Origin of the sequence: Paraburkholderia sp. BL17N1 (assembly GCF_003634175.1) — a bacterium.
Lineage (GTDB): Bacteria > Pseudomonadota > Gammaproteobacteria > Burkholderiales > Burkholderiaceae > Paraburkholderia.
Map to the genome: position 1 here is coordinate 1,799,002 of NZ_RBIW01000002.1, position 15,646 is coordinate 1,814,647.

General features: G+C 63.5%; 12 protein-coding genes. 11 read left to right on the forward strand and 1 reads right to left on the reverse strand.

Going from position 1 to position 15,646, the window contains the following annotated elements; all coding sequences use genetic code 11:
* Nucleotides 1-90: 90 nt before the first annotated feature.
* The 6 genes from B0G82_RS27990 (at nucleotide 91) to B0G82_RS28015 (ending at nucleotide 7,213) form a co-directional block, all read left to right on the forward strand.
* Nucleotides 91-933: a MaoC family dehydratase N-terminal domain-containing protein gene (locus B0G82_RS27990; protein ID WP_121309738.1), complete on the forward strand. Its 843-nt coding sequence runs from the start codon at nucleotides 91-93 to the stop codon at nucleotides 931-933.
* 29 nt (nucleotides 934-962) lie between these two features.
* Nucleotides 963-2,126: an acyl-CoA dehydrogenase family protein gene (locus B0G82_RS27995; RefSeq protein ID WP_121309739.1), complete on the forward strand. Its 1,164-nt coding sequence runs from the start codon at nucleotides 963-965 to the stop codon at nucleotides 2,124-2,126.
* Between the two features lie 18 nt (nucleotides 2,127-2,144).
* A complete protein-coding gene (locus tag B0G82_RS28000) occupies nucleotides 2,145-3,323 on the forward strand; it encodes a CaiB/BaiF CoA-transferase family protein (protein WP_121309740.1) in 1,179 nt (392 codons plus the stop codon).
* 67 nt (nucleotides 3,324-3,390) lie between these two features.
* Nucleotides 3,391-4,779 (forward strand): MmgE/PrpD family protein, encoded by a 1,389-nt coding sequence (locus tag B0G82_RS28005; RefSeq protein WP_121309741.1) that lies wholly within the window; start codon nucleotides 3,391-3,393, stop codon nucleotides 4,777-4,779.
* The gene (locus B0G82_RS28010) at nucleotides 4,776-5,588 is read left to right on the forward strand and encodes a CoA ester lyase (RefSeq protein WP_121309742.1); all 813 of its coding nucleotides are present in this window, start codon (nucleotides 4,776-4,778) and stop codon (nucleotides 5,586-5,588) included. The genes B0G82_RS28005 and B0G82_RS28010 overlap by 4 nt, the downstream gene beginning before the upstream one ends.
* A 245-nt stretch (nucleotides 5,589-5,833) precedes the next feature.
* Nucleotides 5,834-7,213, forward strand: coding sequence for an MFS transporter (locus tag B0G82_RS28015; RefSeq protein ID WP_121309743.1), 1,380 nt, complete (start codon nucleotides 5,834-5,836; stop codon nucleotides 7,211-7,213).
* Between the two features lie 177 nt (nucleotides 7,214-7,390).
* Here B0G82_RS28015 and B0G82_RS28020 read toward each other — a convergent pair whose 3' ends face one another.
* Nucleotides 7,391-7,759: a response regulator gene (locus B0G82_RS28020; RefSeq protein ID WP_121309744.1), complete on the reverse strand. Its 369-nt coding sequence runs from the start codon at nucleotides 7,757-7,759 to the stop codon at nucleotides 7,391-7,393.
* Nucleotides 7,760-8,032: 273 nt separating this feature from the next.
* Between B0G82_RS28020 and B0G82_RS28025 the strand changes: the two genes are divergently transcribed.
* The 5 genes from B0G82_RS28025 to B0G82_RS28045 all read left to right on the forward strand — a co-directional run bounded on the left by B0G82_RS28025 (nucleotide 8,033) and on the right by B0G82_RS28045 (nucleotide 15,618).
* Nucleotides 8,033-8,920, forward strand: a complete 888-nt coding sequence (locus B0G82_RS28025; protein WP_121309745.1) for a LysR family transcriptional regulator — start codon at nucleotides 8,033-8,035, stop codon at nucleotides 8,918-8,920.
* Between the two features lie 330 nt (nucleotides 8,921-9,250).
* The gene (locus B0G82_RS28030) at nucleotides 9,251-10,750 is read left to right on the forward strand and encodes an aldehyde dehydrogenase family protein (RefSeq protein WP_121309746.1); all 1,500 of its coding nucleotides are present in this window, start codon (nucleotides 9,251-9,253) and stop codon (nucleotides 10,748-10,750) included.
* Between the two features lie 128 nt (nucleotides 10,751-10,878).
* Complete coding sequence (locus B0G82_RS28035; RefSeq protein WP_121309747.1) at nucleotides 10,879-12,051, forward strand: FAD-binding oxidoreductase; 1,173 nt, start codon at nucleotides 10,879-10,881, stop codon at nucleotides 12,049-12,051.
* A gap of 120 nt (nucleotides 12,052-12,171) precedes the next feature.
* Nucleotides 12,172-13,368 (forward strand): PLP-dependent aminotransferase family protein, encoded by a 1,197-nt coding sequence (locus B0G82_RS28040; protein WP_121309748.1) that lies wholly within the window; start codon nucleotides 12,172-12,174, stop codon nucleotides 13,366-13,368.
* 459 nt (nucleotides 13,369-13,827) lie between these two features.
* Entirely contained in the window at nucleotides 13,828-15,618 is a 1,791-nt protein-coding gene (locus B0G82_RS28045; RefSeq protein WP_121309749.1) for a DUF2138 domain-containing protein, read from the forward strand.
* Nucleotides 15,619-15,646 lie beyond the last annotated feature (28 nt).

The following is a 15,646-nucleotide window of genomic DNA, read 5'->3' on the forward strand; positions in this document are numbered from 1 at the left end:
CGCTTCGAAAATGCAAACTTCGCAGCACATGCTGCCTCGTTCATAGTAAGACTCTATTAAGCCCAATACGCGTATACGGAGACGGTGCCCATGTCTGCTTCCCCACAGAAACTCGACGACTGGCTCGACAAGCAGGAGGTGCTCAAAGACGACATCACCGCCTTCCCATTGAAGGCGATGGCCGCCACGCTCGATCGCGAAGAAAGCGGCGACAGCGTGCCGCCGCTGTGGCACTGGCTGTACTTTCTACCGGTTGCGCCGATGTCCGAAGTCGGCCCGGACGGCCATCCGAAGCGCGGCGGTTTCCTGCCGCCCGTGCCGCTGCCGCGCCGCATGTGGGCCGGCGGCCGCCTGACTTTTCACGCGCCCCTCAAGGTGGGCGAGCATGCCACGCGCACTTCGACCATCGCCAATATCGAAGACAAGACCGGCCGCTCCGGCCGTCTCGTATTCGTCACGGTGCAGCACACTATCGAAGCCGGCGGCGAACTGAAGCTCGAAGAAGAACACGACATTGTCTATCGCGACGCGCCGCAGGAAGGCGCGCGTCCGCCGCAGCCGCAACTCGCGCCGGAAGGCGAAACGTGGCGCCGCGCGATCGACGCCGACGCCGTCATGCTGTTCCGCTACTCGGCGCTGACCTTCAACGGTCACCGCATTCACTACGACTATCCGTACGTCACGGAAGTCGAAGGCTATCCAGGCCTGATCGTCCACGGTCCGTTGATTGCAACCCTGCTGGTCGACCTTGTGCGCCGCGAACAACCGCAGGCCACGCTGCAAAGTTTCGCTTTCAAGGCGGTGCGTCCAACCTTCGCCGGCCAGGCTTTCACGGTGTGCGGCAAGCCTTCCGCCGACGGCAAGATCATCGAGTTGTGGGCCAAAGACCACGAAGGCTATCTGACCATGCGCGCCACGGCCGCTATCGCCTGAGCTTCGCCTGAACCCCAAGAGATTCGTTTATGCAAACCACGCAGCAGGATTCCTTTCAGGACATTCGCGAAGCCGTTCGCGATCTGTGCCAGCAATTTTCCGGCGAATACTTTCGCAAAGTCGACGAAGCGCGCGGCTACCCGGAAGCTTTCGTCGACGCGCTCACCAAGGCCGGCTGGTTGGCCGCGCTGATTCCGCAGGACTTCGGAGGCTCGGGGCTCGGGCTGACCGAAGCGTCGGTCATCATGGAGGAAATCAATCGCGCCGGCGGCAACTCGGGCGCCTGCCACGGCCAGATGTACAACATGGGCACGCTGTTGCGCCACGGTTCCGAAGCGCAGAAGCACAAGTATCTGCCGAAGATCGCGTGCGGCGATTTGCGTCTGCAATCCATGGGCGTGACCGAGCCGTCCACCGGCACGGACACCACGAAGATCAAGACCACCGCCGAGCGGCGCGGCGACCGCTATGTGATCAACGGACAAAAGGTGTGGATCTCGCGCGTGCAGCATTCGGATCTGATGATCCTGCTCGCGCGCACCACGCCGCTTGCAGACGTGAAGAAGAAATCCGAGGGCATGTCGATCTTTATCGTCGATCTGCGCGAAGCGATCGGTCACGGCATGACCGTGCAGCCGATTCTGAACATGGTCAATCACGAGACCAACGAACTGTTCTTCGACAACCTCGAAATCCCCGCCGAGAATCTGATCGGTGAAGAAGGGCAGGGCTTCAAGTACATCCTCGACGGCTTGAACGCGGAGCGCACGTTGATCGCCGCCGAATGTATCGGCGACGGCTACTGGTTCGTCGACAAGGTCACCGAGTATGCGAAAGAGCGCATTGTTTTCGGCCGTCCGATCGGCCAGAACCAGGGCGTGCAGTTTCCGATCGCGCGCTCGTTCATCAATGTCGAGGCGGCCAGCCTGATGCGCTTCGAGGCGGCACGCCGGTTCGACGCGCATCAACCGTGCGGCGCCCAGGCGAACATGGCGAAGCTGCTCGCGGCCGATGCGTCGTGGGACGCGGCCAACGCCTGTCTGCAATTCCACGGCGGCTTCGGCTTTGCCTGCGAGTACGACGTCGAGCGTAAATTCCGTGAAACGCGGCTTTACCAGGTCGCGCCGATTTCCACCAATCTGATTCTTTCGTACGTGGCCGAGCATATTCTCGGGCTGCCGCGTTCGTTCTGACGTTCGGGCGCCAACAACATGAGACCACTCGACGGTATCAAAGTCGTCACGCTCGAACACGCGATCGCCGCGCCGTTCTGCACGCGCCAACTCGCCGATCTCGGCGCGCGGGTGATCAAGATCGAGCGGCCCGGCGTCGGCGACTTTGCGCGCGGCTACGACGAACGCGTGCGTGGACTGTCGTCGCATTTCGTCTGGACCAATCGTTCCAAGGAAAGTCTTGCGCTCGATCTGAAGCAGCCTGCCGCGACGGAGATTCTCGATGCCCTCGTCGCCGACGCGGACGTGCTGGTGCAGAACCTCGCCCCCGGCGCAGCGGACCGGCTCGGTCTCGGTTACGACACGCTGAGCAAGAAGTATCCGAAGCTGATCGTCTGCGATATTTCCGGCTACGGTTCCGACGGACCGTATCGCGACAAGAAAGCCTACGACCTGCTGATCCAGAGTGAATCCGGTTTTCTGTCGATCACCGGTTCGCCCGGCGAGCCGGCCAAGGCCGGATGCTCGATTGCGGATATCGCGGCGGGCATGTACGCGTACTCGAACATTCTCAGCGCGCTGCTATTGCGTGGCCGCACGGGGCGAGGTTGCCGCATCGACGTGTCGATGCTGGAGAGCATGGTCGAGTGGATGGGTTATCCGCTCTATTACGCGATCGACGGTCAAGCGCCGCCCGCGCTCTCCGGCGCGGCGCACGCCACGATCTATCCGTACGGCCCGTTCCCGGCCGGCGACGGCAAGACGGTGATGCTCGGTCTGCAGAACGAGCGCGAATGGAAGCTCTTTTGTGAGCGCGTGTTGATGCAGCCAGAACTCGCCACCGACGAGCGCTTCAATTCGAACTCGAAACGCACGTCGGCGCGTGACGCGTTGCGCGAGGTGATCGTCGCGGCTTTTGCGAAGCTGAGCGTGGCGCAAGTGATCGAGCGGCTGGATAGCGCCGGTATTGCCAATGCGCAAATGAACTCGCTCAGCGACGTATGGGCGCATCCGCAACTGAAGGCCCGCGAGCGCTGGCATGAGGTCGGCACGCCGGCGGGCATGGTGCCCGCGTTATTGCCGCCGGGCTTGCCGACGGATATCGACCCGCGTATGGATCCGGTTCCCGCGCTCGGCGAGCATACCGATGCGATTCTTCGCGAACTCGGCTACGACAGCGCGCGGATCGACGCGCTGCGAGCCGCCGGCACGATCTGAATATGTCCCGTGCAGGCGTGTAAGCGACGCCACGCCGGCGACCCGAACGAACTCGAAGCGACCTCACATGAACGACCATCCTAGTTTGACGCTTGCCACCTTTGCCGCTCAACTCGACTTCGACAGCATTCCACACGCCGTGGTGGAGCGCACCGTCAACCTTTACGTCGACTGGCTCGGCTCGGCGCTGGCGGGCAAAGGCGCGCGGCCGGTCGAGACGATCGCGCGCTTCGCCCGCCAGGCCGGCGGCGCGTCGAACGACGGCGCATGCGAAGTGTTGATCGACCGCAGTCGCACCACGCCGTATTTCGCGGCGATGATCAACGGCGCGGCGTCGCACTTCGCCGAACAGGACGACGTGCACAACGGCTCGGTGTTTCATCCCGCGACGGTGGTGTTTCCGGTGGCGCTCGCGCTGGCGCAAGCGCATCGCAAGTCGGGGCGCGACTTGATCGCGGCGGCGGTCGCGGGCTATGAAGTCGGCATCCGCATCGGCGAGTTTCTTGGGCGCTCGCACTACAAGGTGTTTCACACCACGGGTACGGCGGGCACGGTCGCGGCGGCCGCGACAGCGGGACGGTTGCTCGGTTTGTCGCCGGTGCAAATGCTCGACGCGTTCGGCTCGGCGGGTACGCAGGCAAGCGGCCTGTGGGAGTTTCTGCGCGATGCCGCCGACTCGAAACAACTGCATACGGCCATGGCGGCGGCCAACGGACTGATGGCCGCGCAACTTGCCGCCGACGGCTTCAAGGGCGCGACGCACATTCTCGAAGGCGCGCAAGGCATGGCGGCGGGCATGTCGAGCGACGCCGACCCGGCGCGTCTGGTCGATCGCCTGGGTAGCCGCTGGGCGACGGCGGAGACGTCGTTCAAGTATCACGCGGCCTGCCGTCACACGCATCCCGCCGCCGACGCGTTGCTCGCCGTGGTGCAGGAACACCGTCTCGCGCCGCGCGACATCGCGAAGGTCGTGGCGCACGTCCATCAGGGCGCGCTCGATGTGCTCGGCGCGGTCGTCACGCCGCGCACCGTTCATCAGGCAAAGTTCAACATGGGCACGGTGCTGGGGCTCGTCGCGCATCACGGCTATGCGGGCGTGACCGAATTCGAGCAGGGTTTCGGCGCGGATGCGATCGCCGCCTTCCGGGACAACGTCGAGATGGCTTTCGACGCCGAGGTCGACGCCGCTTATCCCGCGCGCTGGATCGGCAAGGTAACGGTCACGACCACCGACGGCCGCACGTTCAAAGGCCGCGTCGACGAACCGAAAGGCGACCCCGGCAATACGCTGTCGCGCGATGAAATCGCCACCAAGCTGCATCGGCTGGCGGCGTTTTCGGGCGCGGCCACCGAAGGCGAGGCCGCGCGATTGCTCGGCAATGCGTGGCAAATCGCGAAACAAACGCAGGTCGGATCGGTCTTTGAAGCAAAGTCCGACGCGACGGTGGCCGCATGAGCGGCGCACTGCCGCGCTCTTATCTGTTCGTGCCGGGCAACCGCCCTGAGCGCTTCGAGAAAGCGCATGCGGCCGGCGCGGACGCGGTGATTCTCGATCTCGAAGATGCCGTGCAGCCCGACGAAAAACCGGCGGCGCGCGCGGCGGTGTTAGCCGCTGTATCGGGCGATGCATCACGGCGCGCGTGGGTGCGCATCAATAGCTCGGACACGCCCTGGTTCAACGAGGATGTCGCCGCGCTGTCAGGACAGCCGGGTGTCGCCGGGATCGTGTTGCCTAAAGCGGAGACGCGCGACCAGATTGAAGCCGTGCTGGCGACGGCGCATGCCACCTTGAGCGTGCTGCCGATTGTGGAAACCGCGCGTGGGTTTGCGAGCCTCGCGGTGTTGTGCGCCGCGCCGCGCGTGCAGCGCATCGCGTTCGGCACGCTGGATTTTCAGATCGATCTGGGTATCGACGGCGACGGCGAGGAACTGCATCTGTTCCGCTCGCAGATCGTGCTGGCCTCGCGGCTTGCCGGCATCGGCGCGCCGGTGGACGGCGTGCCGACCATCATCACCGATATCGAGGCCATCGAAGCCGATGCGCGGCGCGGCCGGCGCTTCGGCTTCGGCGGCAAGCTGTGCATTCATCCGAAGCAGATCGATGCGGTGCATCGCGCGTACGCGTGGAGCGACGCGGACAAGGCATGGGCGCAACGCGTCCTTGCCGCAGTGGAAACGAGCCAGGGCGCGGCGGTGGCGGTCGACGGCAAGATGGTCGATATGCCGGTGATCCTGAAGGCGCGGAGGATCCTCGCGGGCGCGTAGGGTGCGGCAAGCGCATCGCCGACGCGAAGCCGCGAGCCGTCCATTAACCGCGACAAAACATCGGCTTCCAATAATGCCAATTCCCTGAAGACGCGGCGTGACGCAATCTTGACGTCACGCGGGGGGACGCATCCGCGCCGCGTGACTCAACACCATGCAAAGAGCCGTCGTCATAAAAAGACAGCCATGCATCACTGTTTTGCGCGCGCGGTCCAACCGCGCGCGGACCCATCAGGAGACACAATTTGGCAACCGTCAATTCCGGCGCGCGGCTCGACCGTCTGCCCATCAGCCGTTTTCACTGGAACATTCTCGGCCTGATCGGCGCAGGCGCCTTCCTCGACGCATTCGATATCTATCTCGCTAACGGCGCGTTAGCCGCGATGGTCAAGAGCGGCTTCACCGATTTGCGGCTCGGCTCGTTTTTCATCTCCGCGACCTTCATGGGCATGATGATCGGCGCGGGTCTGTCCGGTTATCTCGGCGACCGCTTCGGCCGGCGCTATTCGTATCAGGCGAATCTGGCGATCTTCGGTCTCGCGTCGATCGCCGCGTGTTTCGCGCCGAATATCTACTGGCTGATCCTGCTGCGTTTCATCATGGGTGTGGGGCTCGGCGCGGAATTGGTGGTGGCGGCCGGGACGCTGTGCGAATTCGTGCCGCCGGCCACGCGCGGACGCTGGACTTCGCTGCTCGCGTTGATCATCAATTCCGGCCTCCTCGGCGCGACGGCGATCGGCTACTGGGTGATTCCGCATCTCGGCTGGCGCTATATGTTTGCGATCGCCGGGATCGGTGCGCTCGTCGTGTGGTTTCTGCGGCATCGCATGCCGGAATCGCCGCGCTGGCTGGAAACGGTCGGACGGCTCGACGAAGCCGAGGCGACGGTGTCGGCGATCGAGCGGCAAGTCGAAGCGCGGGTCGGCAAGTTGCCGGCAGTGGCGCGCGTGATGAGCCACGAGGTGCCGGCCGCGCCGTTCTCTGCGCTGTTCGCGCGCGGCATGATCGGCCGCACGCTGGTGGCGGCGCTTACCTGCATGGCGATCAACATGTCGCTGTATGGGTTCGTCGCGTGGTTGCCGACGTTCTTCGTCAAGGAAGGGCTGACGATCGTGCAATCGTTGGGGTTCGTGCTGCTGATGTCGTTCGGGGCACCGGCCGGCGCGGTGGTCGGGTATCTGGTCACGGACCGGATCGGCCGGCGTAACGGCATTGTGCTGTTCTCGCTCGTGACAATCGCGCTCGGGTTCGTGTACGTGCAGATGCGGGCGCCGGCGGCGATTTCCATCGTGGGGTTCGCACTGGTGACGGCGATCTATACGGTATGCACGCTGGGATTGTTCGGCTATATCCCGGAGTTGTTTCCGACCGCGCATCGGTTGCGGGGGACGGGTGTCGCGGGCACCTGCGGACGCGCCGCCTCCATGTCGACGCCATACGTGGCGCTGCTGTTGTACACGCACTTCGGTGTGACCGGCGTGCTGACGATGGTCGGCAGCGTTCTGCTGTTGCTGAGCGTGGCGATCCTCGCGCTGCGGATCGAAACGAGTCAGCAGACGCTAGAGGACATCTCGCCCGATGCCGAGCTCACGCCGGGCGGAGAGTGGTTCGAAAAGTCGGTGTAGCCGATCGAGCGCATGAGGAGGTCCGTCGATTCGCTCTTTACGACGCGAGCGCGTTTCAAAGTAACCGCACCTCGACGCCGCACCGCTGCGCTCGCGAACTCACCGCGTGCCCCGCTTTTGTGCGCGACGCGCGCGAGCGAGTGCATCGACGGCGCTCGCCAGCGGGCCGCGAAGCGCTCAGCAGGCCGCGGGCGTCGCCGCGTCGCCTTCGCATTCGGCCAGCAACGAGAGCAGCTTGTCCAGCGCGAATGGTTTCCTCAGAAAGCCTTTGACGGGGAAGGCGGGCGCTTCGCCGCTGCCGCTCGTCAGAATGACAGGTACGGAAGCCAGTTCACTGCGTGCCTGCATCGATTCGATCAGTTCGACGCCGTCCATGTTGGGCATGCGCCAGTCGCACACCACCGCGCTGACGCGCGTGCGTTGCAGTCGTTCAAAAGCTTCGGCGCCGTCCGCCGCCGTGGCGACCGTGTAACCACGGCCGACCAGCACGGCGCGTAGCGCGGACAATGCCTCGGGTTGGTCGTCGACCAGTAATACGCGACTCATAATGCTTATGCCTGAAATATTCGGTTGGACCGGGCCGCGGGTGTCCGTGGCGCCAGCCGTGACAGGGAGGCGGCCTGAACTGCCATATGTTCTTGCTCTGTCGAGTCGCAACATTAAGCAAGTGTCGTGCCTGGCTATATACGGGAAAGCGATGTGCGAAGTTGCGGGCGCAACCGGCGGCTCAGCCGAAACCGTCCGGCACTTTCTTCACACCCGGTTAAGATTGGCCTTTGTCTTGCGAGCGCCCAGCAGCGCTTCAACCAGGCCGTCATCATGCATTTCGATTTCGTGGACTTGCGTCTGCTCATCCATATCGCCGACACGCAAAATCTGGCGCGCGCCGCGGAGCGTTCGCATCTGTCGGCGCCGGCGGCGAGCAACCGGGTCAAGAATCTCGAGGAACAACTGGGTTTCAAGCTGCTTTATCGCACCAGCCAGGGCGTGACGCTTACGCCCGCGGGCGAAGCCTTCGTGCATCACGCGCGGCTCGTGCTCGAACGGGTCGAGCATCTGGCCGGCGATATGCAGGAGTACGGCGAAGGCATCAAGGGACACGTACGCATCTGGGCCAATACCACGGCGATCAGCGAGTTCATGCCGGCCGTGCTGAGCCATTTCTTGCGCGATCATCCCGATGTCAACATCGATCTGCGTGAAGTGCTAAGCGGTGAAATCGTCAAGGGTGTGGCGGATAGCGCGACGGATATCGGCATCGTCGCGGGCAACGTGCACGCGGAGCATCTGGAAATGCTGCCGTATCGCGACGACCGGCTCGTGCTGGTCACGTCGCGCGATCATCCAATGGCGCGTCTGGCGTCGGTGGACTTTGCGCAAGTGCTCACGGCCAATTTCGTGAGCTTGCCGACCTCTAGCGCGATCCACGCGTTCATCACGAGTGCCGCCGATGCGCTCGGCGCGCGGCTGAAACTGCGCATCCAGGTCGGCAACTTCGAAGCCGCTTGCCGGATGATCGAAGCGGGAGTGGGCATCGGCATCGTGCCGGAATCGGTCGCGCTGCGGCACAGGAAGACGATGCAGATCGCCACGGTCGGATTGAACGATCCTTGGGCCGAGCGCAAGCTCAAGATCTGCGTGCGCAGCCTCAAGGATCTGCCGCCGTTCGCGCGTGTGCTGGTCGACCGGCTGATGGCGGGCGTTTAAGGCCGATAGTTGCCGGCGTTCAGTCGCGCGCCATTGATCGGTGACGATCAAGCTGCCGGTCCAGATGTCGTTCCGGGCGCCCTCTCTGGCGGCGTCATGTATTTCCAATAAGAAACTAATGTGTCAGAGCCGATGTGCGGGCGTGAGTTGACGCCCACGTTCGCCAAAACGCGAAACAATTGATTCGGCGGACCGACTTGCATAGGCACAGCAAGACTTTGCGGGCTTTGCCCCGGCCCGCTCCGGGCAAATACCCTTGCCGCCATAAAAGCCCGCGTGTATAGTTTCCGAACTTACTCTTGTTTCGCATCGGAAATTAAAGGGATTTTCATGGACGCTTCCACCATCCTCGCCGACCTCGGCATCGCCCACGCGGCGCAAGCCGGCGACATCGCGGTTCACTCGCCTATCACCGGCGAACTCATCGGCCGCGTGGCCAGCAACACGGTGGCGGAAGTCGACACGGCCCTTGCCCAGGCGAAAGAGGCGTACACCGCCTGGCGTAACGTGCCGGCGCCGCGGCGCGGCGAACTCGTGCGTCTGCTCGGCAACCGTCTGCGTGAAAAGAAGCAGGCGCTCGGCAGCATCATCACGCTCGAGACCGGCAAGATTCTTCAGGAAGGCTTGGGCGAAGTGCAGGAAATGATCGACATCTGCGATTTCGCGGTCGGTCTGTCGCGCCAGCTGTACGGCCTGACGATCGCCTCGGAGCGCCCGGGGCATCGCATGGCGGAGACGTGGCATCCCATGGGCACCTGCGTCGTGATCTCGGCGTTCAATTTTCCGGCCGCGGTGTGGTCGTGGAATGCGGCACTCGCGCTGGTCTGCGGCAATGCGGTGATCTGGAAGCCGTCGGAAAAGACGCCACTCACCGCACTCGCCGTCAATCGGATTCTCAGCGAAGCGCTGCAAGAGTTCGGCGACGCGCCGGCCGGCCTTACCGCCTTGATCAACGGCGGCCGCGACGTGGGCGCGAAGCTGGTGGCCGATCCGCGCGCGTCGATTGTCAGCGCGACGGGCAGCACGGAAATGGGCCGCACGGTCGGCGTGGAAGTGGCGAAGCGCTTCGGCCGCTCGCTGCTCGAACTCGGCGGCAACAATGCGGGCATCGTCACGCAAACGGCGGATCACGAACTCGCCATGCGCGGCATTCTGTTTTCGGCGGTGGGCACGGCGGGTCAGCGTTGCACGTCGTTGCGCCGTTTGTTCGTGCACGAGAGCGTGTACGACAAAACCATCGAGCGTCTGAAGCAGTTGTACAGCAAGGTGCCGATCGGCAATCCGCTCCAAAAGGGCACGCTGATGGGTCCGCTGATCGACAAGCAATCGTATGGCCGCATGCAGGAAGCACTGCAGCAGGCCACGGCCGAAGGTGGCAAGGTGTTCGGCGGCGAGCGCGTCGACGTGAAGGGCTATGAAAACGGCTATTACGTGCGTCCGGCTATCGTTGAAATGCCGTCGCAAACGTCGGTGGTGTTGAAGGAAACCTTCGCGCCGATTCTCTACGTGTTGCGCTACAGCGATTTCGCCGACGCAGTCGAGGCGAACAACGCGGCGGTGCACGGCCTGTCGTCGTGCGTATTCACTACGGATCTTCGCGAAGCGGAACGCTTCCTGTCCGACTCGGGCAGCGACTGCGGCATCGCGAACGTCAACATCGGACCGAGCGGCGCGGAAATCGGCGGCGCGTTCGGCGGCGAGAAGGAAACCGGCGGCGGCCGCGAGTCGGGTTCGGATGCGTGGAAGGCCTATATGCGCCGCGCTACCAATACGGTCAACTACTCGTCGGCGTTGCCGCTCGCGCAGGGTATCGACTTCAATATCGGCTGATACCGCTCGCTTGACCGGTGCAAAAGCAACGGCGCATTCCTGCGCCGTTGCTAACTGACATAACCTCTTCAGCAATCCGTTTGCGCCGCCGGCGTTTGCGAGCGGCCACGCTACTCGTGGAGTAAGACGTGAGTTCCAAAGTCGTGATCGTCGGCGGTGGGGTGATCGGCAGCTCGATTGCGTATTTCTTGCGACTGTCCGATCCGACAGTCGGCGTGACTGTGATCGAACGCGATCCGACTTATGCGCGCTCGTCGTCGGCGTTATCGGCGGCGTCGATCCGTCAGCAATTCTCCACACCGCTTTCCATTCAGATGTCGCTATACGGCATCGAGTTTTTGCGCTCGATCGGCGAACGGCTCGAGGTCGAGGGCGCCAAACCGTCGATCGATCTGCACGAAGGCGGTTATCTGTTTCTCGCAACACCGGCCGGCGAGACCACGCTGCGCGAGAATCACGCGCTGCAAACGAGTCTTGGCGCCGACATCAGCCTGCTCGACCAGCACGCATTGCAAGCGCGCTTTCCCTGGCTCAACACAGAAGACCTCGTGGCCGGCGCGTACGGTGAAAGCGGCGAGGGCTGGTTCGACGGCTATGGACTCGTGCAGGCGCTACGCAAGAAGGCGCAGTCGCTCGGCGCGCGCTACATCGCCGCCGACGTCACCGCCATTCACCGCGACGGCAAACGCGTCACGCAAGTGCAGACCGCTAGCGGCGAGACCTACGCTTGCGACGTAATGGTCAATGCAGCCGGCGCATGGTCGCGCAAAGTCGCGCAGATGGTCGACATCGACATTCCGGTCTACGCGCGGCGTCGCAGTATTTTCAACGTCAGCTCGCCGGGGCAGCTCGAACGGTGTCCGTTGCTGATCGATCCGAGCGGCGTGTACTTCCGTCCCGAAGGTAAATCGTTTATCTGCGGTACGTCGCCGTCGGCGGATAACGACCCCGACGATCTGCCGCTCGACGAAGTCGATCACGCACTCTTCGACGACGTGATCTGGCCGACGCTCGCGCATCGCGTGCCGCAATTCGAAGCGCTGCGCGTGAAGAATTGCTGGTCCGGCTACTACGAATACAACGTGCTCGATCAGAACGCGATCATCGGCTATCACCCCGATGTCGACAACTGCATTTTCGCCAACGGTTTTAGCGGTCACGGTTTGCAGCAAGGGCCGGCAACGGGACGCGGCATCAGCGAACTGATTCTGCATGGCCGCTATACGACGCTCGATCTGGGCTCGCTGAGCTTCGCGCGTGTGCTGGAAAACCGGCCCATCGTGGAGAAGAATGTGGTGTAGCGGCGTGCATCGGGGTGATGCGGAAAACGCAATACGTAGTGCGTAGATATCGTTTGCCGCCCAACTCGCCGATGGCCACAATCGGCGACGATCTTTCTTCCTGAGAAGCGGCCCGTCACCATGTTCACGTTCAATCCCGCATTCGAAGCGCCGACCGGTTCGCCGATCCGCGAACTGTTCAAGTATCTGGCGCAACCCGGCATGATCTCGTTCGCCGGCGGCTATCCGGCGAGCGACCTGTTCGATCGTGAAGGGCTCGATGCCGCTGCATCGCGCGCGGCGCAACACACCACGCTCTGCCTGCAATACGGCCCGACCGACGGCCTGCCTGTCCTCAAAGAACAACTCGCGCACCTGATGGCGCGCCGCGGCGTGTCTTGCACGCCGCAGGACGTGCTGGTGACGACCGGCTCGCAGCAAGGCTTCGATCTGCTGCTGCGCGTGATGGTCGCGCCCGGCGACGTGGTGCTGGTCGAGCAGCCCGCTTATCCCGCGACCTTGCAGGCGCTCAAGCTGCAAGAGGCCGACGTGGTCACGATTCCCGTCGATCAGAACGGCCTCGATATCGACGCGCTCGCCGCGCTGCTCGACTCGGGCACGCTGCGCCGGCCGCCGAAGCTGTTGTACACGGTGCCCACGTTCGCGAATCCCACTGGCGCGACCTTGTCGCTCGAACGCCGCACGGCGTTGCTGAAGCTGGCGGCGCGTCACCGCTTTCTGATCGTCGAAGACGATCCCTACGGCGATCTGCGCTTCACTGGTGCGGCGTTGCCTTCGCTGCTCGCCCTGAGCGAACAGGTGCCGGGGTCGCGCGATTGGGTCGTGCATTTCTCCAGTCTCTCGAAGATCGTCGCGCCGGGCTTGCGCGTGGGCTGGATGCTCGCGCATGCCGAGATTCTGCGGCGCTGCGTGGTCGCCAAGCAAACCGTCGATCTGTGCAGCTCGCCGTGGACCCAGGCGATCGCCGCGGAGTATCTCGCGAGCGGTGCGCTGGAGCAGCATTTGCCGCGGATCGTCGACGCTTACGCTGTGAAATGCCGCACGCTCTGCGATGCGCTCGGCACACAACTGGCAGACCAGATCGCATTTCATCGTCCTGCTGGCGGCATGTTCGTATGGGCGCGATTGAAGGCCGGTCAGAATGCGTCCGATTATCTGCGCGCTTGTATCGAGCGCAATGTGATGTTTGTGCCGGGCGTCGCGTTCTATCAAGACAATATCGATTCGTCGGCACTGCGCTTGTCATTTGCCGCGCCCGGCGTGTCGGATATCGAAACCGGCGTGCGGAGAATGAAGCAGGCGCTTGAGAATTTTTGACGGCGGCTAAGGTGGTGCTCGCATCAAAGCAGTAATCGCGATGCCTGAAATAACCCGGCGAGCACATTGCGTGCAGCCGGGTTTTTTACGCGCACGCTAAATCAAGCGGATTTAGCGTAATGGCTCCGGACGAGTAATGCCGTGCAAGCCGACGGGCGCTATACCCAAAGCGTCGAGGCCATGTCCCGTGTGTTCCCGCCTATAGGCGCGCACTGGCTCGCGCCATTTTTAAACGAATCGAATCGTCGCATCCAATGGAAGCGTTTCCTAATCCCTTAATCAGGCATGTGTCCGATTTTTGTCAAATTCCTCAAGCAAAGTCCCACTGTTAAATAGGAAACGTCGTTGGTTTCCGGTTAAAAATATCGGTTATCATCGCTGCCTTCGGAGATTGATCCCGCTGGCTTAATCCACCGCGCATCCGCGTTAATACCGTCGCATCGAACCACAAGAAATCAGATGAAGATGTCGCGCAAAAAGATTGCAATCCTGGTAGCCGGTCTTCTGGTCGTGGCCGGCGTGGTCATTCAGGCGGTGTGGCGTCCTTTTGGTCATCGCAAAGTCGCCGAGAACAGCGAAGTCGTCCTCGATATTCATCACCCTGACGCGGTAATCGACAGCGAAGCGCTGTCGCGTTTGCCGCGCGACATCCTGCGCGTGCCGCTGCTGCACGACGTGCTGACGCAAGACTTCGTCGACTATTACGAATCGGGCAATACGCGCCTGTCCGCCGAAGGCGCGCTGCGGCGTCTCGCATTCGAACATCAACTCGACTGGCGCGACGAACTGATCCGCCGCGTCTTCGACGAACCCGCGCACGTGCTGCTGTGGCGCTCGCCCGACGGCCGCCTCGGCTACTGGGCGATGTCGATGCATCGCAACGGCCTCGCCAAGCTGCTGCAAGGCGTGGGCAACGTCGCCACGAGCGACGCGCAGCTGAGCCAGGTGGCCAAGCTTTCCGGCGACGTGCCGGTCTACGCATTGAAGCTGGCGGTCGGACGCACGCTGCTGTTCGCCACTAAAGACGATCGCCTGGTGGTGCTGTCCGCGCCCGGCGTACTGCTCGACGGCAAGGGCGGCTTGCTGAGCGAGCGGGCCGACGCCGTGTCCGAGATGCTGTCCTCAGGCCGCGACGACGCCGCGCATGCCTATCGGCTCGATGTGTCCGGCGACGCGCCGAAGGGCCATCGGCTGGTGGTGTCGGCGAATTACCTGTCGTTCGGTTATCAGGCGTTCTTCTCCGGTATCGACGCGCTGCGTTTCGACTTCTCGCCGAATGGCAACGGCAACGCTGCGGCGAACTGGCAGACCTCGGCGCTGATCGATCCGGGCAAGTTGCCGCAGCAGTGGAACGGCGCCGACCTGTGGCACGCGTTGCCGGCCAATGCGGCGGCCTGCACGAGCTTGCCGGCGGACTGGAAAGAAGCCTCGGGTCTGTTGGGCAAAGTGGCCGGCGGCGGCGCGGACAACGCAGCCGCCATCGGCGATCAGCTGACCGGCCCCGCGGCGGTGTGCTGGTATGCGAAGTCTACGCTGGTCGCGCCGGTGTTCGTCGCGCGCGTGAAGCAGCAGGACGCGGCCGGCATCGCCGCATTGAAGAGCGCGCTCGGCAAGACTTTCGGCGATGTGATCGGCGCCTATGAAGCGAAGGCCGCCAAAGCCGACGGCGCCGACTCCGGCTATCGCCGCTTGCCGGTCACCACGCGCGATCAGGGCGCGGACGTCACCGTGTGGCAGCGTCCGGTGAGCGCGCGGTCGGGCACGGCGGTGAGCAGCAAGGCGTCGTTCGCGTCGCAGTTGTCGGCGGAACGTTATTTCCCGGTCACGCTCGCACTCGCACACGGCTATCTGATTTTCTCGCCGGACAGCCGCCTCGTCGACGATACGCTCGCGGTGCTCGACAAGCGCTACCCGGCGCTCGCCGACACGCTCGCGCCGCAACGTCTGCCGCGCACGATTCTGACGCTCGCGCCGTCGTCGGCAGCCGCGCTGATCGAACGCGAGGCTGGCGCAGCGTTGCCGGCGGATCAGGAAGCGGTGTTCCGCAATGCGTCGCGCACACATCTCCTGCCGAAGCTGCACGCGCTCGCTCACTACCCGCCAGTTTCGTTGACGCTGCCGCAGAATCTGCCCGGCTCGACGGGCTGGGTGCCGATGGAGTGGTGGTTCGACCGCGCGAAAGCAGATGCTGGTTCGAATACGAGCGCAGCGGATACGCCCGCGGATCAGCCCGGCACCGAGGGCGACTGAGTGCGCCGCCTTCGCGTATTCGACGCCG